This window comes from Paenochrobactrum sp. BZR 201-1, assembly GCF_044987585.2.
Lineage (GTDB): Bacteria > Pseudomonadota > Alphaproteobacteria > Rhizobiales > Rhizobiaceae > Paenochrobactrum > Paenochrobactrum pullorum.
On record NZ_JBJDRZ020000001.1, the window covers coordinates 124,426 to 140,810 of the forward strand.

The 16,385-nt window shown below is 49.3% G+C and carries 18 protein-coding genes and 1 pseudogene; 10 read left to right on the forward strand and 9 right to left on the reverse strand.

Going from position 1 to position 16,385, the window contains the following annotated elements; genetic code table 11:
- Positions 1–3 precede the first annotated feature (3 nt).
- Positions 4–222 (reverse strand): annotated as a pseudogene (locus ACI0FR_RS00715) (cation transporter); the annotation flags it as partial.
- Between the two features lie 70 nt (positions 223–292).
- On the opposite strand from ACI0FR_RS00715, the gene ACI0FR_RS00720 reads away from it, so the two are divergent.
- Positions 293–718: a MerR family transcriptional regulator gene (locus ACI0FR_RS00720; protein WP_374828811.1), complete on the forward strand. Its 426-nt coding sequence runs from the start codon at positions 293–295 to the stop codon at positions 716–718.
- Here ACI0FR_RS00720 and yddG read toward each other — a convergent pair.
- Both yddG and ACI0FR_RS00730 read right to left on the reverse strand, forming a co-directional pair.
- Positions 713–1,543 carry an aromatic amino acid exporter YddG gene (gene yddG / locus ACI0FR_RS00725; protein WP_404906925.1) on the reverse strand — a complete coding sequence of 277 codons (831 nt, stop codon included), beginning with the start codon at positions 1,541–1,543 and terminating at the stop codon, positions 713–715. The genes ACI0FR_RS00720 and yddG overlap by 6 nt on opposite strands.
- A gap of 102 nt (positions 1,544–1,645) precedes the next feature.
- Entirely contained in the window at positions 1,646–2,434 is a 789-nt protein-coding gene (locus ACI0FR_RS00730) for a DUF3108 domain-containing protein (protein WP_374828812.1), read from the reverse strand.
- A 345-nt stretch (positions 2,435–2,779) separates the two neighbouring features.
- Here ACI0FR_RS00730 and rpmB point away from each other — a divergent pair, with 345 nt between their 5' ends.
- The 3 genes from rpmB to ACI0FR_RS00745 all read left to right on the forward strand — a co-directional run bounded on the left by rpmB (position 2,780) and on the right by ACI0FR_RS00745 (position 4,566).
- A complete protein-coding gene (gene rpmB, locus ACI0FR_RS00735) occupies positions 2,780–3,076 on the forward strand; it encodes a 50S ribosomal protein L28 (protein WP_343802514.1) in 297 nt (98 codons plus the stop codon).
- Between the two features lie 108 nt (positions 3,077–3,184).
- Positions 3,185–3,853 carry a queuosine precursor transporter gene (locus tag ACI0FR_RS00740; RefSeq protein ID WP_374828813.1) on the forward strand — a complete coding sequence of 223 codons (669 nt, stop codon included), beginning with the start codon at positions 3,185–3,187 and terminating at the stop codon, positions 3,851–3,853.
- Positions 3,854–4,014: 161 nt separating this feature from the next.
- Complete coding sequence (locus ACI0FR_RS00745) at positions 4,015–4,566, forward strand: SDR family oxidoreductase (RefSeq protein ID WP_404906809.1); 552 nt, start codon at positions 4,015–4,017, stop codon at positions 4,564–4,566.
- Positions 4,567–4,643: 77 nt separating this feature from the next.
- On the opposite strand, the gene cobT is transcribed toward ACI0FR_RS00745, so the two are convergent.
- From cobT to ACI0FR_RS00760, 3 genes are all read right to left on the reverse strand, one after another.
- Positions 4,644–6,536 carry a cobaltochelatase subunit CobT gene (cobT, locus tag ACI0FR_RS00750; RefSeq protein WP_404906808.1) on the reverse strand — a complete coding sequence of 631 codons (1,893 nt, stop codon included), beginning with the start codon at positions 6,534–6,536 and terminating at the stop codon, positions 4,644–4,646.
- Between the two features lie 15 nt (positions 6,537–6,551).
- Complete coding sequence (cobS, locus tag ACI0FR_RS00755; RefSeq protein WP_374828816.1) at positions 6,552–7,538, reverse strand: cobaltochelatase subunit CobS; 987 nt, start codon at positions 7,536–7,538, stop codon at positions 6,552–6,554.
- Between the two features lie 300 nt (positions 7,539–7,838).
- Positions 7,839–8,474 carry a J domain-containing protein gene (locus ACI0FR_RS00760; RefSeq protein ID WP_374828817.1) on the reverse strand — a complete coding sequence of 212 codons (636 nt, stop codon included), beginning with the start codon at positions 8,472–8,474 and terminating at the stop codon, positions 7,839–7,841.
- Between the two features lie 176 nt (positions 8,475–8,650).
- On the opposite strand from ACI0FR_RS00760, the gene ACI0FR_RS00765 reads away from it, so the two are divergent.
- A complete protein-coding gene (locus ACI0FR_RS00765; protein WP_374828818.1) occupies positions 8,651–8,965 on the forward strand; it encodes a BolA family protein in 315 nt (104 codons plus the stop codon).
- Between the two features lie 43 nt (positions 8,966–9,008).
- Here ACI0FR_RS00765 and ACI0FR_RS00770 read toward each other — a convergent pair whose 3' ends face one another.
- The 3 genes from ACI0FR_RS00770 to ACI0FR_RS00780 form a co-directional block, all read right to left on the reverse strand.
- Positions 9,009–10,322, reverse strand: coding sequence for an HlyC/CorC family transporter (locus ACI0FR_RS00770; RefSeq protein WP_404906807.1), 1,314 nt, complete (start codon positions 10,320–10,322; stop codon positions 9,009–9,011).
- A 102-nt stretch (positions 10,323–10,424) separates the two neighbouring features.
- Positions 10,425–11,573 carry a 3-dehydroquinate synthase gene (gene aroB, locus ACI0FR_RS00775; RefSeq protein WP_374828820.1) on the reverse strand — a complete coding sequence of 383 codons (1,149 nt, stop codon included), beginning with the start codon at positions 11,571–11,573 and terminating at the stop codon, positions 10,425–10,427.
- Between the two features lie 35 nt (positions 11,574–11,608).
- The gene (locus ACI0FR_RS00780; RefSeq protein WP_374828821.1) at positions 11,609–12,199 is read right to left on the reverse strand and encodes a shikimate kinase; all 591 of its coding nucleotides are present in this window, start codon (positions 12,197–12,199) and stop codon (positions 11,609–11,611) included.
- 149 nt (positions 12,200–12,348) lie between these two features.
- On the opposite strand from ACI0FR_RS00780, the gene ACI0FR_RS00785 reads away from it, so the two are divergent.
- From ACI0FR_RS00785 to ACI0FR_RS00805, 5 genes are all read left to right on the forward strand, one after another.
- The gene (locus tag ACI0FR_RS00785; protein ID WP_374828822.1) at positions 12,349–12,564 is read left to right on the forward strand and encodes a recombinase; all 216 of its coding nucleotides are present in this window, start codon (positions 12,349–12,351) and stop codon (positions 12,562–12,564) included.
- A gap of 2 nt (positions 12,565–12,566) precedes the next feature.
- Positions 12,567–13,490: a site-specific tyrosine recombinase XerD gene (xerD, locus tag ACI0FR_RS00790; protein ID WP_404906806.1), complete on the forward strand. Its 924-nt coding sequence runs from the start codon at positions 12,567–12,569 to the stop codon at positions 13,488–13,490.
- Between the two features lie 142 nt (positions 13,491–13,632).
- Positions 13,633–14,586: an acetyl-CoA carboxylase carboxyltransferase subunit alpha gene (locus tag ACI0FR_RS00795; protein ID WP_374828824.1), complete on the forward strand. Its 954-nt coding sequence runs from the start codon at positions 13,633–13,635 to the stop codon at positions 14,584–14,586.
- Between the two features lie 348 nt (positions 14,587–14,934).
- Positions 14,935–16,143, forward strand: coding sequence for a hypothetical protein (locus tag ACI0FR_RS00800; RefSeq protein ID WP_374828825.1), 1,209 nt, complete (start codon positions 14,935–14,937; stop codon positions 16,141–16,143).
- Between the two features lie 5 nt (positions 16,144–16,148).
- Positions 16,149–16,385: a sulfurtransferase TusA family protein gene (locus ACI0FR_RS00805; protein ID WP_404906805.1), complete on the forward strand. Its 237-nt coding sequence runs from the start codon at positions 16,149–16,151 to the stop codon at positions 16,383–16,385.

Here is a 16,385-nt window from a genome sequence, read left to right on the forward strand (position 1 = left end):
GCTGACTTTATAGCCAAGACTTTCCACTTTACGGATGATCTCAGCGTCACGGTCACCCTGAGTGCTAACCTTCATGGAACCACTCGTGACCGACACCGAAACATCCTCCACGCCTTCAACACGACGCACGGCTGTATCAATTTTGGTTGCGCAGGATGCACAATCCATACCTTCAATCTGATAGCGGATTTGCTGGCTGCTTCTGCTCGAATCCCCTGCCATAATGACTACTCCTTGAATCTTAATTGGAGACAGCCTACTTCCTCTAGTGACTAGAGGAGCAAGAGTAAAAATGGCAAATTTCACTATTGGAGAAGTTTCGGCTGGCAGCGGCGTCAAAGTGCCGACAATCCGTTATTATGAACAGTCCGGTCTTATGCCGGCACCGGAACGAAGTGAAGGCAACCGCCGTCTTTATGAACAGGCCGATATTCGCCGATTGATCTTTATCAGGCACGCGCGTGAGCTCGGCTTTGAAGTCGAAGCTATCCGTGCTTTGCTGCACTTGCAGGATAATCCCGGTCAGCCCTGCACCATTGCAGATCAATTGGCGCGTGAAAGGCTGATTGATGTGGAGAAGCGCATTGCTAAATTAATGGCTTTAAAAGCAGAATTGCAAAAAATGCTGGAAAGCTGTGCTCATGGCCGCGTGGATGAATGCCGTGTCATTGAAGTTTTAAGCAATCATGACGAGTGCATTCACCACCAATCCTCATGATTTACGTTTGAAAATCATGTCCTTTGCTGCCAGAACCGCACCGGCAGTAATGAGTAAACAAGCGGCCAGAATACGCCAGCTCGGTTCGGCAGCACCCGCCACAATTAACACAAGCGTGGATAATAGAGGCGCTGCATAGCTGGCTGCACCCAAGACCTGAATATTGCCGCGCTTGACACCATAATCCCATGCATAAAAGGCCGCCCCCACCGGCAAAAGCCCCAAGCCCAAAATGGCCACCCACTGGCTGGTATTTTCCGGCCAGACGGTTTGTTCCAGCATCAAATGGCAAAGCAGTGATAAAACCGCAGTTGCTGCACAAAAGCCGGTCACAGCATCGGTGGGCACTTGCTTGAAGCGGCGAGACAACAATGAATAGGTGGCCCACGTCACCGCACAAAGTGCCGCCACCAGATAACCAAAGCCATAACGGGCATCAAAGCCAATGCCGCCACCTTTGGTCACCACCAGCACCATACCGCCAAGCCCCAGCAGCGTTCCGGCAATGTGATAATATTTCAATTTCTCACCCGGCATCAAAGCAGAGCCAACAACGATCAAGAGTGGCCACAGATAAGCGATCAGACTGGCATCGACGGGCGGCGCATTGCGCAATGCGGTAAAATATAAAAAGTGGTAGCCGAACAGCCCGACCACGCCCACCAGCCACACAACAGCTGGCTGGCGAAGATTTTTGATCGCTTGCGGTCGCCAAATCCAGGAAATGATCCCTAAACAAGCTCCAATAGCAAAGCTCATGGCTGAAAGCTGAAATGGCGGCACCTGACCTGACGCAGCCGTGAATAAAGCGAGCAAAGCCCACATAAGAATGGCTGCAAAGCCAACCAGAGTTGCCACGTCCCCTCCCGTTTCAATTCCCCCTGACCACACGTCCCCTGTGTTGTCAGTTCACTGACTGGAATGCGATCAGTTTACTTTTTCAAAACGCGTGGCTGAAACTTTAACCGTTCCTATTTTTGTGCCGATGCGTGCTTCTACCGGGGCATAAATGCCTGAATTTCCAAGTGTTGCAAAACTTATACTGATCTTACTCTTATTGGCCAGATAATTAATTGATTCTTTGTCCTTTTGATAACCACCCAGCGGCACAAAGCGAGCGGTACATTCCACGGTTTCACCTTTAAAACCTTTAGTGGAATATTTGCCCTTTCCCGAATAGGTCAAACGTAAATCAGCCCGCGTCTGACCATCAAAGGTTTTCAAGACTTGTGCACAAACATCCTGCGGTGATTTTGCCCTAATCATCATCGCTGAAATCGGATCGGAAATGTTTTTCAAATGTACTTCGGTCAGCGCTACCCAAGGATCGCGTTTTTTTACTGCCGGTGAATTTTTGGTATCTGTTACACGGCCATTAGCAAAACGGATCGTCGTCGATTTGGCTTTTTTCTTATGTTGATATTGCAAATGATAAGAGCTTGGCCAAAAACTGCCCTTAGCCATTTTGCCGTTGATCGACAAGGTGCCATCGGTCTGATCGAAGATACGAGCGATTCCCGAACTGGCAAAATCACCTTTCAAAATATAATCATTCTGGCCAATATGGGTCTGCGTATTGGCGCGGGCAATCGTCAAACCAATGATAGAAATCCTGTATTGGGTGGCATAAACATCATCAGCATACGCTGAAGCATTTTGCGACATTAAGCTTGCAAAACCGACAGACCCCACCAATAAAAATTTTATAATCGACATAAAGAGGCCTCCGTTCGGTGATTCAAACCATATTTGCAGCAAATTTATCCTTTAAAACTTGTATTGAAGTGTGAAACAGCTAAAATAGGCAAAGTTATGTTTCGTTAACTTATCCCGCATAAAGAGCGTCAAGCCGATCTTTTGTGGCAAGTAAGACCAAGCAAAATAGCCTTGACGTTGCAAAGCGACTTGACTGTTTGCGCTCCGGACACTATAGAAACGCAACTTTCCCTTTAGGCCGCCTGTCCGATATTGCGCGCCAGCAGCAGTTTTAGCTGTGATGTGTATTAGTTCGGGCATTCAGGTCGGGGCCTTGAGAAACAGAATTTTGAAGGTGAGACCAAAATGTCCCGCGCTTGTGAATTGACCGGTAAAGCGGTCCAATACGGCAACAATGTCAGCCACGCGAACAACAAGACGCGTCGCCGCTTTTTGCCAAACCTTTGCAACGTAACCCTGATGTCCGATGCTTTGGGCATGAGCTATCGTTTGCGTGTTTCCGCCCATGCTCTGCGTTCCGTAGAACATCGCGGTGGTTTGGATTCATTCCTTGCTAAATCAGACGACAAAGAGCTGTCACAGCGCGCACGTCTTCTGAAGCGCCAGATTGCTAAAAAGCAAGCTGAAGCTGTAAGCGCTTAATATTTAAGCCTTTTATGGCCAAATAATCGCGGGGTCGGCCTTGGTCGACCCTTTTTGCTGTCCTAAGATCCCAGATCTGCAACTGGTTCCATTACCCAGGATAAAAAAATGTTCAGTGAACGAACTTTAAATACCCGCACTTTGATTCCAGCTGTTTTGGCTCTGCTGCCGGCTATCTTGGCAATGTGCGTATCTGTTGCCGCCTCCAATATCCTTGTCCAGTATCAGTTCAACTATTTCGGACTTGGCGATATTCTCACTTGGGGTGCCTTCACCTATCCGCTGGCGTTCCTCGTCAATGACCTCACCAATCGCCGCTATGGCCCGCAGGCTGCGCGTAAAGTGGTGTTGGCAGGTTTTGTGCTTGGCGTGATTATGTCGATCTGGCTGGCAACACCGCGAATCGCTATTGCATCCGGCAGTGCATTTTTATTCGCGCAAATGCTCGATATCAGCGTCTTTGACCGTTTGCGCCGTTTATCATGGTGGAAAGCCCCCTTTGCCGCCGCTATGCTTGGCTCGGTGCTGGATACTATTTTGTTTTTCTCCATCGCTTTTGCCGCGCAATTTGCGTGGATCGACCAGATGACCGGCCACACTGATTCTTCACTCACCGAAATTGTGCCATTTCTAGGCCAGCCGGTAGCGCTGTGGATGTCGCTGGCGATTGGTGATTTCCTCATCAAAGTTATCATGGGCACGCTGATGCTGGTGCCTTATGGCGCGATTCTGGCAATCTTCATGCCAGCGGTTTATTCACCTGACAAAACCCGTTAAAAATACATTCTCAGCCGCTTGTTTCAAAATAGCGGCTCTTCCTTCTTTATCTGATGAAATTTCCAAACCGGTTTGCCGAAACGCTGATTTTACGCTTTACTAGAGCTTTCAATCAAATGTTTCTGCACCGGTTTTCTTTTTTCAGATAAGGATTTTTTTAAATGTCTTTGCACAAACAAAAGCTTCGTCTCGTGATTATAACCGGTGCCAGCTCCGGCATTGGCCTTGCCACGGCGAAACTGTTTGCAAAGCGCGGTTATCCGTTGGTGCTCTTGGCGCGCCGTCTTGAAATCATGGAAGCGCTGCATTTGCCGCACATCCTATGCAAGGCTGTGGATGTGACTGATCGCGCAGGCTTGATTGAGGCGGTTAAACAGGCTGAAAGCCTCTATGGTGCAGCCGATGTAATCATCAATAATGCAGGCGTCATGTTGCTGGGCGATATGACCAATCAAAACCCTGATGAATGGGATCGTATGCTGGAGGTCAATGTCAAAGGATTGCTTAATGGCATCCATGCGGTGGCAGGCTCAATGGTTAAGCGTCAGCATGGCACAATCATCAAAGCCGGCTATGAAGACTGGAAGAAAAATATGGGTGCATCCGTGTTGAGTCCTGAAGATGTCGCGCGTGCCATTTTCTATGCTTATGAGCAACCGCAGGGTGTTTGTATCCGGGAAATTGTGCTGGCTTCAACACGCCAACAAGCGTGAATTAAAGACTGAAACATAAAAAAGCCTCCGGAAACGAACTGCTTCCGGAGGCTTTTTTAATAGGTCTGAGACTCAGATCAGCGTTTTGAACCGCCTTTATGTCCCTGTTCTTCAAAGAGTGAAGCAAGCTGTTCGGTCATCGCGCCCGCCAGTTCTTCGGCATCGACAATCGTCACCGCGCGCTGATAGTAACGGGTCACGTCATGGCCGATACCAATTGCAATCAGCTCGACCGGTGAGCGCGTTTCAATCTCTTCAATCACGCCACGCAAATGACGTTCAAGATAGTTGCCGGGATTAACCGAAAGCGTAGAATCGTCAACCGGCGCACCATCAGAGATTACCATCAGTATTTTACGCTGCTCAGAACGCGCCAGCAAACGCTGATGTGCCCAAATAAGCGCTTCACCGTCGATATTCTCTTTCAGCAGCCCTTCCCTCATCATCAGGCCAAGATTGCGACGTGCACGTCTCCACGGGGCGTCTGCAGCCTTATAAATGATATGGCGAAGGTCATTCAGACGACCTGGTGCTGCTGGCTTGCCACGCGCAAGCCATGCTTCACGCGATTGACCGCCCTTCCATGCTTTGGTGGTAAAGCCCAAAATTTCGACTTTAACGCCGCAACGCTCCAGAGTGCGTGCCAGAATATCAGCGCAAGTTGCTGCGACAGTAATCGGACGACCACGCATTGAGCCGGAATTATCAATCACCAGTGTCACCACTGTATCGCGGAAATCCGTATCGCGTTCCCATTTATAAGAAAGCGGCTGAGTCGGGTCGATCACCACACGCATCAAACGTGCGGTATCAAGATAGCCCTCTTCCAGATCGAAATCCCATGAACGGTTTTGCTGCGCCATCAAACGACGTTGTAAACGGTTGGCAAGCCGGCCAACAACGCCTTGCAAATTGGCAAGCTGCTTGTCGAGAAAACCGCGCAAGCGCTCAAGCTCTGCCTCATCGCACAGATCGGTTGCTTCCACCGTTTCGTCAAACTCACGGGTGAAAACTTTATAATCAAGCTGCTGCGCCAGATTATCAAACGGTTGCCCCGGACGACGGGCTTCGCCCGGCGTTTCGGCATCGATTTCCTCGCCGTCATCCAGATCGTCCGAATTAGCGTCAGTGGCTTCCATTTCGCCCTGTTCGCCGTCATCACTGGAATCTTCCGATTCTTCGTTTTCCGTCTGGTCAGAGCCTTCCTGCTCTTCAGCACCGCCGTCTTCGTTTTCTTCCGGGTCTGGCGTATCGTCGCTCTGTTCCTCATTATTATCGTCTTGAGGATTTTGTGATAAGTCTTCCGCCATTTCCATCGAAGCCAGCATATTGCGCACAACACGCGCAAACGCATCCTGATCTTCTAGGTTTTCGACCAAATGCTCGATATCCGCACCGGCTTTGTCTTCGATCCAGTCGCGCCACAAATCCAGCAAATTGCCGGCTTCTTTCGGCGCCTCACGACCGGTCAGCTTTTCACGGATCAGCAAAGAAACAGCCTCTTCGAGAGGAGCCTCTTCTTTTTCCATGACAGCTGTATAATTGGCGCGAGCATATTTATCGGCCAGCATAGAGCTTAAATTATCGCCGACACCAACCATGGCACGTGCGCCGATGGCTTCAACGCGCGCTTGTTCAACCGCGTCAAAAATAGCGCGCGCCTGTTTGCCTTCCGGTGCCAGACCTGCATGAATGCGCGGATTATGGCGCGCTTGACGCAACGCCATCGAATCGCCCAAACCACGCGTGATAGCAATATCATTCGCGGTTGGTCGCTTCGGCAGATCCGGCAATCTGGCACGATTGCCGGTCAAAGCCGGACGATCATTACTGAAACCGACCTCGAACTCGTTGGAACCGGCAATAGCCCGCATACATGCGGTTACTGCCCGTTTGAACGGTTCCGAATCGATTGGCGTTTGCCGCCTCTGCCGCGAATTATCGCCTGCACCTGCCCCTATTCCGGCCATCACAATTCACCGCTTTCAAGCCAGAGCGACGTTAACTGCCGATTCTGGCAATTCAGCACCAAATGCACGTTGGTAGAACTCAGCCACAATCGCGCGTTCCAGCTCATCACATTTGTTAAGGAATGTTACGCGGAAAGCAAAGCCCACATCATTGAAGATTGCAGCATTTTCAGCCCAAGTAATTACTGTACGCGGGCTCATCACGGTGGACAAATCGCCATTGATGAAAGCCTGACGGGTCATATCGGCAACGCGCACCATCTTATTGACGATGTCGCGGCCTTCTTCATTCTGGTAATGTTTGGCTTTGGCCAAAATGATTGCAACTTCATTGTCATGCGGCAGATAGTTCAAGGTGGTCACGATTGACCAACGGTCCATCTGTGCCTGGTTGATCTGCTGTGTACCGTGATAAAGACCGGTCGTATCGCCCAAGCCCACAGTGTTGGCGGTCGCAAACAAACGGAAAGATGGGTGCGGATTGATGACGCGGCTCTGATCGAGCAGTGTCAAACGGCCTGAAGCTTCCAGCACGCGCTGGATCACGAACATCACATCAGGGCGACCGGCATCATATTCATCGAACACCAGCGCAACATTGCGCTGATAAGCCCAAGGCAGAATACCATCTTTAAATTCGGTAATCTGCATACCGTCTTTGACAACGATTGCATCTTTGCCGACGAGATCAATACGGCTGACATGACTGTCGAGGTTGACGCGGATACAAGGCCAGTTGAGGCGTGCTGCAACCTGTTCGATATGGGTGGACTTACCAGTACCGTGATAGCCCGACACCATAACGCGGCGGTTATAGGCAAAGCCTGCAAGGATCGCCAATGTTGTTTGTTTATCAAATAGATAATCAGGATCGATGTCCGGCACATTCGAATCAGTCATCGAAAATGCAGGAACCTGCAAATCGGAATCAATCCCGAATACTTCGCGTACCGATACTGTTGTATCCGGCAAATTGGTGATATCCCGCTCAACCTTATTCATCATGCCTCCAAAGCGGCAGGGGAGGAGAACCAGCCGCTCATTCCTTTTGCTTTCTCGCAAGCTATCCGCGTTTTTTAAACAACGGGATGCCCTGTTAAATAATGCGGGCATCTTGGCATGAGCTGTAGATAACGCTATGCGACAAAAAATGTCCGTCTGTACTTCACATTTTTTCTAACGTCTGAACTGTCACGGTTCAAGCTGAACTCGTGCCGTGATCAGATATTTATTTCACTGTTTTAACCAAAAGAGCAATAAATACTCAAATATAAAGCAGTGTTACATTCATTATTGAAGCTTTTACGAGCAAAAACCCGATGACTTCAACAATTGATAGGCTTGAATAACATCACGGAAGCGGTCTTCCGAAGCGCGATCACCGCCATTACGGTCGGGATGGTGCTGCTTCACCAATTCCTTATATTTGGTTTTGATGTCATCGCTTGAAGCGCTGGCATCCAATCCTAATGTCCCAAGCGCTTTTGCCTCCAAAGCACGTGGTTTGCGCAATTGTGCCGCTGCGCGGGCATTATCCTTCTGGTCTTTAAACAAGTTGAAAGGATCGCGTATACGGTTGTGATAAGCCGCCGACCCTGAGCGCATTCGTGCCATATCGGGCGAAGTGCGGGAAGCACCGGATGCTGAGTTAGACGAGGTTGTCCAAGTAGGCCGGTTGCCGGTCAGAGCTTCCTTTTGCAAACGTGCAATTTCACCGTCTGAAACGCCGGAGAAATAGTTAAAGCTCTTATTATATTCCCTGACATGATCGATACAAAAATGAAAATACTCACCTTCACGATCACGTCCGACCGGCGCTTTATGCGTTCCAGGTTTGAGGCATCCATCCCATCGGCAATCAGGCACCGACGACTTAGCCTCGGCCTTCTTCTTACCACCAATACGAATGCTGTCGAAATATTTTGAATTGATTGTCATGATGTCAAATTATGCGGATAAAGAGTTTTCAAACAAGAATTGACTTTTTATCATGATGCAGATTCATGATAAAGCGAGGACGAAACATCTGCTTCCTGTGCGGATTTGCCCCACATCAAGACGTAATCACGTCACTTATATGGGAGTTAGTACCTATATGGGGAGAAGTTGAGCAAATGTCCATGAATAACAGCATACAAACTACCATTGAACAGAAACTTAATCAGGCTTTCTCTCCTGAATTTCTAGAAGTACGCAATGAAAGCCACCTGCATGCTGGCCATCATCACGAAGAAAACGGCCATCATGAGACCTATGACGGCACCGGAGAGACACATTTTCGTGTCATTATCATCACTGATAAATTTATCGGTCTTTCCCGTATTGCCCGCCATCGTGCCATCAACGAGTTACTGAGCGACGAGCTCAACAATGGCGTTCATGCTTTAGCGCTTGAACCAAGCGCGCCGGGTGAAGCAACCCGCCGCTAATTTTCCAAACATTTACCTTAAGGGAGCTGATATGCAAGCTCCCTCAGATTTCATATTCAGCCGGTTGATTGGCATTGGTCGGCTTGCCTTCTGCATCCAGTGCCACGATTCGCAATCGCGCCAACCGGTTCTTTTCCCGCTTCAAAACGGTAAAACGCTTGTTGTGGAATGTGAAAGCCTGCTTCACATCCGGAATGGACTGCGTCTCATGAATGACGAGACCTGCAATGGTTGTGGCTTCTTCATCAGGCAATGACCAGTCAAGCGCTCGATTCAAGTCACGGATCGGCAATGAACCGTCAACAATATATGAGCCGTCCGGCTGCGGACGCACGCCCTGCATATCGATATCATGCTCATCGGCAATATCGCCGACAATCTCTTCCAGAATATCTTCCAATGTGACCAGACCCTGCACATCACCATATTCATCCACGACAATGGCTATATGGGCTTTGCGGCGCAAAAAGGCGTTGAGCTGATCCTGCAATGTGGTTGTATCCGGCACAAACCACGGTTTTGTAGCAACTTTCATGATGTCGATACGGGAAAAGTCATTATCGACATCATAAAGCGCACGCACCAGATCTTTGGTGTGAATGATGCCGACAATATTATCAATATCATCGCGCCATAACGGCATACGCGTATGCGAGCTGGCCAGAATTTCTTTCACCAAAACGTCAGCCGGATCATCGGCATTGATTGTACCCATAGCGGTGCGGTGTACCATCACATCGCTGACTTCCAGCTCGCGCAAATCGAGCAAACCGCCCAACTGGTCACGGTCGGATTTGATCACTGAGCCATCACGGTGCAAAACTTCCACCGCACCGCGCAGCTCTTCCTGCGGAGAAAGCATCGAGCTGCCAGTCGCCAGATTAACGCCGCAAAGTTTTAAAATCACACGGACAATCCAGTTCACCACACTGGAAAGCGGGCCAATAATGCTAACCACAACTGAGGTTGGGCGGGCTACAGCTAAAGCAAACCGATCAGGTGTGGAAATTGCCCATGATTTTGGCAACACTTCTGCAAAAATAACCAGAATGATCGTCATAGCAATCGTTGCATAAGCCACGCCTGCATCACCAAACAGGCTCATAAAAATACTGGTCGCCAAAGAAGACGCCAAGATATTAGCCAGATTATTGCCGATCAGCAATGCACCGATAAGACGGTCGCGCCGCGCAATCAAACGCTGAACGATTGTGGCGCGTTCATCACCCTGCTGCTCGAAACCCAACATCCGAGCACGTGAAGCTGCGGTGAGTGCCGTTTCAGAGCCTGAGAAAAAGCCTGAGAAAATCACACATAAAAGGATAATACCGCACATGATCCATAATGTGGCCGTCATCGGAATTCTCCGTATTCATGAGCTTTGCTGGCTCAATTGGTTTTAACGCAGCAACTGCGGCAATACAAAAACAACATTTACAAAGCAGTAAAAAAGCAGAATTTAACGGTTCAGGCTTTCTTTCAAAAACTCTAATACGGCAGAGTGTGGCACATCTTTGGCAATGAAACTCTCACCGATGCCGCGGGTCAAAATAAATGTCAGTGCACCGCGCGACACTTTTTTATCCTGCGCAATGGAAGCCATCAGGCTTGTCGCGTCCGGCAAACCACCCGGCACCTGTGAAAGCTTTGTCGGCAGACCCACAGCCTGCAAATGAGCTTCCACACGTTCGGCTGCTTCCACCGAAGATAGGTTCATACGGGCAGAAAAACGATAGGCCAGCGCCATACCAATTGCCACACCTTCTCCATGAACCAGACGGGATGAGTCGTAATTGGTTGCTGTTTCCAGCGCATGGCCGAATGTATGGCCAAGATTCAGCAAAGCCCGGTCACCATGTTCACGCTCGTCACGCGCCACAACGGCAGCCTTGGAGCGGCAGGATTCCGCAATGGCATGGGTACGCGCTGTACCACCGGCAAACACATCGTTCCAATTCTGCTCTAGCCATGCAAAGAAATCTGGGCGGTCGATCAGACCATATTTGGCCACTTCCGCATAACCGGCACGAAATTCGCGCGGGGATAAAGTGTTCAAAACACCGGTATCGGCCAGCACCAATTGAGGCTGATAGAAAACACCGACCAGATTTTTACCATGCGCCGTATTGATGCCGGTTTTTCCGCCAACGGAAGAATCGACCTGCGCCAATAAAGATGTCGGGATTTGAATGAACTTCATGCCGCGACGCACAATGCCCGCAACAAAGCCGCTCAAATCACCAATCACGCCGCCGCCAAGGGCGACTACGGCATCACCGCGCTCCAGACGTGCCGCCAGAACAGCATTGGTAACAGTTTCCAGCGTGGCAAAAGCTTTGGATTTTTCACCCGCAGATACAATAATCGGCGTTGCCTCAATACCTTTATGCGCAAGACTTGCAGTCAACCGCTCCAGATGATGTTTGGCGACATTTTCATCTGTCACCACGGCAACACGGATTTTACCAAGACGTGCCGCGATTTCCGCGCCCGCGCGCTCAATCAGCTTGTCACCGATGATAATGTCATAAGAACGATCTCCCAGCACAACCGGAACTGTCACGGTATCAACATTGTTATTTGTTGCGTCTGTATGCGGGGCATTCATTCTTGTGTCTCCTCTGGGGCAGTTAGCTGTCTTATTCAGTTCTTTTCAGCTTCAAGATGTTCGAGCAACAGATCGATTACTTCGCTGGCAATCACGTCTTTGCGGTCTTCTCGCGACATGAAACGCAAATTTGCCTGTGCATAAACCGGATAGCGTTCATCAATCAGGCGGCTCATCACACCACGCGGGTCGGCATTTTTCAAAAGCGGCCGGTTCTGGCGTCTTGAAACACGCTCCATCAACACATCAAGCTCGGCATCAAGCCATAAAGAAATGCCGTGATCTGCAATGCTTTGACGGGTTTCAGCATTCATATAAGCGCCACCACCGGTGGCCAGCACCATCGGGCCTGCCTCCAGCAAACGCAGGATCACGCGACGTTCCAGATCACGAAACTCCACCTCACCGTAACTTTCAAAAAGTTCGGTCACGCTCATACGTGAAGCGCCTTCAATTTCATTGTCGCCGTCTTTAAAAGCCAAACCCAACATCGTCGCTATCTTTTTGCCGATAGTGGACTTGCCCGCTCCCATAAGCCCCACGAGAACCAGAACGCGAGAACCGAGCAATTCTTTTACCCGTTCAGCATTCTCATGGAGATGTGTATTTTTATTACTGCTTGTCATTGCCCTCATCCGGTCTGCTGATTTGGTTCCACATGAAAACACAGCCTACGTCAATTGCTTTATCGGGCTTTCGCCGCAAAAACGCATTATAATACGGTTCAATAATAGAGAGCCTTGCTTTCCGAAGAGCTTGCGAGCATAAAAACCTTATGCCCACACTGACACGTCTGGTTCTGGTTCTCGCTCTGATCGCCGCTGCCGTTTATGGTATCATGTTGGCGTTGGTTACCTATGTGAAACCGGTACAAACTGATATCACCATTAAAATTCCGGCTAAAGACCTTAATCCTGTGCCACTTTCTCCCCCTGTTGCACCAGTTTCAAGTAATGATGAAGATGATACTTTATCTGAGGAAAAAGATTGAACATGCGTGCAGCTGTTGCGATTGAAAGCTTTCTGGAAATGATGAGTGCCGAGCGAGGTGCTGCACAAAACACGCTTGAATCCTATCGGCGCGATCTGGAGGCTTGTGCAGACTTTTTGAAGGAAAAGTCCGTCAATCTGGTAGAAGCACAGCCGCAGGATTTGCGCGATTGCCTCAATCAAATGGCAGTTTTGGGTTTTGCAGCCAGTTCGCAGGCGCGCCGTCTTTCGTCTCTCAAACAGTTCTTCCGCTTTCTTTATACAGAAAACCTGCGTGGCGATGACCCGACCGGCACGCTCGATGCGCCGAAAAAACAAATGTCTTTGCCTAAAATCATGAGCGAAGATACGGTTTCCAAACTGCTGGATCGCGCGCAAGCAGAGGCTGAAACACCACCGCCACCGCTGACAAAGTTTCAATGCGTGCGCCTTTATGCGTTGCTTGAAACACTATACGCGACAGGTTTGCGCGTTTCCGAACTTGTTAGTCTGCCGGTGAGTGTGGCGCGTTCCGACCAGCGTTTTTTGCTGGTACGCGGTAAAGGTTCCAAAGAACGGATCGTCCCATTATCATCAAAAGCGCGTGATGCTTTACAGTTTTATCTGGATTTGCGCGGTGCACGTGCTGATTATGAAGATAATCCCTGGCTTTTTCCGGCACCATCCGAAAGCGGCCATTTGGCGCGTCAGGTCTTTGCCCGTGATTTAAAAGCCTTGGCCGCACGCACCGGTATTTCTGCAAATAGTGTATCGCCTCACGTTCTTCGCCATGCTTTTGCCAGTCATTTATTGCAAAATGGCGCTGATTTACGCGCGGTTCAGCAATTATTAGGACATTCGGACATCTCTACGACACAAATTTACACCCATGTTCTCGAAGAAAGACTGCACAAACTTGTAAATGATCACCACCCGCTTGCCGATTGAGCTCGCGGAAGGTATGAGAAGAAAAAACTTTTGCCTCGGATTTGCACTTTGGGGTAAGAATGAATATCTATAACTTGTCGAGGCTCAGTCCTCATGAGACCCAACACGTTTGCTTTGAAAAACGCATACACAGTCAGGCCATATGTACAATTACCTCGATTTTGAAAAACCAGTCGCCGATCTTGAAGGTCAAATTCTCCAGCTGAAAAAGCTCAGTGAAGAAGATGGCAGCGTCGATATGAGCGACGAAATCAAACGCCTTGAAAAGCGTTCTTCAGATGCTTTGCGCGATCTTTATCGCAAGCTGACACCATGGCAGAAAACACAAGTTGCCCGCCATCCAGATCGTCCGCATTGCCTGGATTACATCAATCATCTGTTCACCGAATTCACGCCGCTGGCCGGTGACCGTAAATTTGCCAATGACGACGCATTGCAAGCTGGTTTTGCCCGTTTCAACGGTGAAGCTGTTGCGGTGCTTGGTCAGGAAAAAGGCCATGACACCAAAACCCGCTTGAAGCACAATTTTGGTTCGGCTCGTCCTGAAGGCTATCGCAAAGCTGTGCGCGTGATGGAAATGGCTGACCGTTTTGGTCTGCCGGTTATTTCCCTTGTTGATACGGCAGGTGCTTATCCGGGCATCAGCGCGGAAGAACGCGGTCAGGCAGAAGCCATTGCGCGTTCAACAGCTGCCAGCCTCAATCTGAAAGTGCCGATGATTTCCATCATCCTTGGTGAAGGTGGTTCGGGTGGCGCGATTGCAATCGCTGTTGCCAACCGCGTTTACATGCTGGAAAACTCCATCTACTCGGTTATTTCACCGGAAGGTGCAGCTTCCATTCTGTGGCATGATTCGACGCGTGCTAAAGATGCAGCAGCCAATATGCGTATCACCGCGCAGGATCTGTTCGAGCTGAAAGTTATTGACGGCATTATCCCTGAAGCTATGGGCGGTGCGCATCGTGACCGTGTTGCAGCAATGGATGCCACCGGCGAAATCATTGCCGCATCTTTGCGCTCGATGAAGGGTGTTGATGGTGAAACATTGAAGCAGGAACGCCGCAAGAAGTTCCTCGAAATAGGCAGAAACATCTAATCTCTGCCTATCCATTTAAAATTTAAAAAAGCCCGGTATTGTCACAATACCGGGCTTTTTTATGCGATTATATCAGCCTGTTACAAACTGTTACCTCGCTTATTATCGCTCATAGATTTGTCTAATTTGCGTAATATTCAATTATTACTTAGACTTAAACTATGGATGAGAAACTACGCCGGAATAACCAAAAATAGCGGGAATTGCTAAAAAAGCTTTCTTTGGCTAACTAATTCAGCGGTTTGTCAACCTAACTGAAAGGTTTTCAGGCTAGACTTTTTCTTTCCAAAGGCCGATCAATCGGTCATATTGATGATGTGTCGCACGAGTTAAGTAGGCATGACGGGTATGAAAATCAGAACCGCAATTTTTGCAAGCTTGATGGCTTCCGTGCTTTTAGCCGGTTGTCAGGGCTCTGTATTTGACGATGTCGCACGTAAAGCTGAAAAGCCGCTACCGCAGAAAATCGTCAATCAAATGAAGGCAAAGGGCATGACCCGCACTTCGCCTGTCATGGTTCGTATTTTCAAAGAAGAAGGTGTTTTAGAGGTCTGGAAACAGAAAAATAATGGCCGCTACGACATGATTTCTTCCTATGAAATCTGTAAATGGTCGGGCAAACTCGGCCCTAAATTTGTGGAAGGTGACCGTCAGGCGCCGGAAGGTTTCTACACCGTTTATCCAGGCCAGATGAATCCGAACTCACAATATTATCTGGCCTTTAATATGGGCTTCCCTAATGCTTATGATCGTGCCCATGGCCGCACCGGTCAGCATTTGATGGTACATGGCGCCTGCTCGTCAGCCGGTTGCTATTCAATGACCGATGAGCAAGTTTCAGAAATTTACGCCTTTGGCCGCGATGCCTTTGTCGGTGGTCAGCGTGCATTCCAAATTCAGGCATTTCCTTTCCGGATGACTGCCGCCAATATGGCGCGCTATCGCAACGATCCTAATTATGAATTCTGGAAAATGCTCAAGCAAGGCTATGATGCTTTTGAAGTGACCAAAGTGCCGCCAAAAGTGGATGTGTGCGAAAAGCGCTATGTCTTCAATAATAATGCTATTCCTAGCGGTAGTCCGGCAACGGCTGCCTGCCCGCCGACCATGCAATCGGAAACAATCAGCACAGCCTTCACCAGCTATCACAAAACTTACGAAGCCGCATTTAGTGCAGCAACCACCAAAAGCGGCAAACCTCTGTCACCTTCCATTGCAGGACTGGCTGAGGCTAAACTGGTTTCTACCTGGAGTGCAGCGCGCGCCCGCGGTGAAAAAGTTTCACGTGAACCACCATCCCTAAACTATTCAGTTCCAGCGGCTACACCAGCCGCAACGCCTTCCGCCACAACGCCCGCAAGTGTTCCGGCGCCACTGCCGGCCAGTATTCAAAACGAAACTCCGGCGAGCGTCCCTGTCCCTTCTGGCAATCCGGCAGTTACACCGGCAGCTGCTGAAGGCAGTATTATGGTGCAAGAAGCAAACCAGCCGGCAGATACAACTGTCACCGGTGCCGTACCTGAGAAAAAAAGCCTCTGGGGCATATTCAAAAAATAATGGATATGTCTGAGAAGAAGCAGGTCGTCATTTACGATTTACGCGGGCTTAACTGCCCGCTTCCAGTGTTGAAAACACGGCGTAAATTGCAAGGTCTGGCAAGCAAAGATGTACTGGAAGTGCACACCACTGATCCAATGTCACGCCTCGACATTCCGCATTTTTGCACAAATGAAGGCCACACCATCATTCATCAAGAAAATGATGGTGTTGTCTTTATCTTCCGCATTGAAAAAGCCTGA

Excerpts from the sequence above, each read along its gene's own strand:
- ACI0FR_RS00785 (WP_374828822.1), top strand. The coding sequence starts at position 12,349 with ATGCCCACACTGACACGTCTGGTTCTGGTTCTCGCTCTGATCGCCGCT.
- ACI0FR_RS00765 (WP_374828818.1), top strand. The coding sequence starts at position 8,651 with ATGTCCATGAATAACAGCATACAAACTACCATTGAACAGAAACTTAAT.
- cobS (WP_374828816.1), bottom strand. The coding sequence starts at position 7,538 with ATGAATAAGGTTGAGCGGGATATCACCAATTTGCCGGATACAACAGTA.
- yddG (WP_404906925.1), bottom strand. The coding sequence starts at position 1,543 with ATGTGGGCTTTGCTCGCTTTATTCACGGCTGCGTCAGGTCAGGTGCCG.
- ACI0FR_RS00795 (WP_374828824.1), top strand. The coding sequence starts at position 13,633 with ATGTACAATTACCTCGATTTTGAAAAACCAGTCGCCGATCTTGAAGGT.
- xerD (WP_404906806.1), top strand. The coding sequence starts at position 12,567 with ATGCGTGCAGCTGTTGCGATTGAAAGCTTTCTGGAAATGATGAGTGCC.
- ACI0FR_RS00805 (WP_404906805.1), top strand. The coding sequence starts at position 16,149 with ATGTCTGAGAAGAAGCAGGTCGTCATTTACGATTTACGCGGGCTTAAC.
- ACI0FR_RS00780 (WP_374828821.1), bottom strand. The coding sequence starts at position 12,199 with ATGACAAGCAGTAATAAAAATACACATCTCCATGAGAATGCTGAACGG.
- ACI0FR_RS00770 (WP_404906807.1), bottom strand. The coding sequence starts at position 10,322 with ATGACGGCCACATTATGGATCATGTGCGGTATTATCCTTTTATGTGTG.
- ACI0FR_RS00745 (WP_404906809.1), top strand. The coding sequence starts at position 4,015 with ATGTCTTTGCACAAACAAAAGCTTCGTCTCGTGATTATAACCGGTGCC.
- rpmB (WP_343802514.1), top strand. The coding sequence starts at position 2,780 with ATGTCCCGCGCTTGTGAATTGACCGGTAAAGCGGTCCAATACGGCAAC.
- ACI0FR_RS00800 (WP_374828825.1), top strand. The coding sequence starts at position 14,935 with ATGAAAATCAGAACCGCAATTTTTGCAAGCTTGATGGCTTCCGTGCTT.
- ACI0FR_RS00740 (WP_374828813.1), top strand. The coding sequence starts at position 3,185 with ATGTTCAGTGAACGAACTTTAAATACCCGCACTTTGATTCCAGCTGTT.
- cobT (WP_404906808.1), bottom strand. The coding sequence starts at position 6,536 with ATGGCCGGAATAGGGGCAGGTGCAGGCGATAATTCGCGGCAGAGGCGG.
- ACI0FR_RS00760 (WP_374828817.1), bottom strand. The coding sequence starts at position 8,474 with ATGACAATCAATTCAAAATATTTCGACAGCATTCGTATTGGTGGTAAG.
- ACI0FR_RS00720 (WP_374828811.1), top strand. The coding sequence starts at position 293 with ATGGCAAATTTCACTATTGGAGAAGTTTCGGCTGGCAGCGGCGTCAAA.
- ACI0FR_RS00730 (WP_374828812.1), bottom strand. The coding sequence starts at position 2,434 with ATGTCGATTATAAAATTTTTATTGGTGGGGTCTGTCGGTTTTGCAAGC.
- aroB (WP_374828820.1), bottom strand. The coding sequence starts at position 11,573 with ATGAATGCCCCGCATACAGACGCAACAAATAACAATGTTGATACCGTG.